Origin of the sequence: Rahnella perminowiae (assembly GCF_019049755.1) — a bacterium.
GTDB classification, from domain to species: Bacteria; Pseudomonadota; Gammaproteobacteria; order Enterobacterales; family Enterobacteriaceae; genus Rahnella; species Rahnella perminowiae.
Map to the genome: position 1 here is coordinate 1 of NZ_JAFMOS010000089.1, position 624 is coordinate 624.

At 41.5% G+C, this 624-nt stretch carries 1 protein-coding gene; it reads left to right on the forward strand.

Annotated elements, in window-relative coordinates; translation table 11 throughout:
* Positions 1-264, forward strand: a 264-nt coding sequence (locus J1785_RS00450) for a VOC family protein (RefSeq protein WP_476655346.1), incomplete at its 5' end; no start/stop codon positions are given.
* Between the last annotated feature and the right edge of the window lie 360 nt (positions 265-624).

Sequence of the window (624 nt, forward strand, 5' to 3'; positions counted from 1 at the left end):
CCTTACTTTTGCTGTCAGTCATTTGCCCCGCAGTTTTCGTTTCTATGTGGATGTTCTTGGTTTTACACCACAGGCGACATGGCTTCATTTCGCGAGAAAATACAGCATGCCGGTGTCACAGAGTGGAAAAGCAATAAGAGTGAAGGGGAGTCAATTTACTTTCTCGATCCCGATGGCTATCAGTTAGAGGTTCATTGTGGTGATCTTGAAAGCCGGCTCCGTTCCTGCAAAGAAAGCCCGTACGATGAAATGGAATTTTTCTGATGTATTTGGCTTATTTTAGTGATTTTCCATTGCCTCATAACTCACATCAGACAGCAACACCCCTGATTCGGCGCAGTTACAAATCCACTGCCGTCCGGGCAGGCATACAACTTTAGTCAGATTGTCTGTCAAAGGCACAACGCCCTTGAAGTTGATCGAAAAAATATCAATAAATTCATGTGGTAAGCTTAGTTAACGGATCGTCAAAAATTTGCCTTAAAAGATCTTTGTCAGAACCATCAGTGATGTTATTTTGACAGTTCTAAGGTCAAAAATAATTATTTTCATGCTATGAAACGAAATCTTGATCACCAGTGAGGACATGATGATTTATTCAAGTTGGAGGTGGGTGGTCTTACT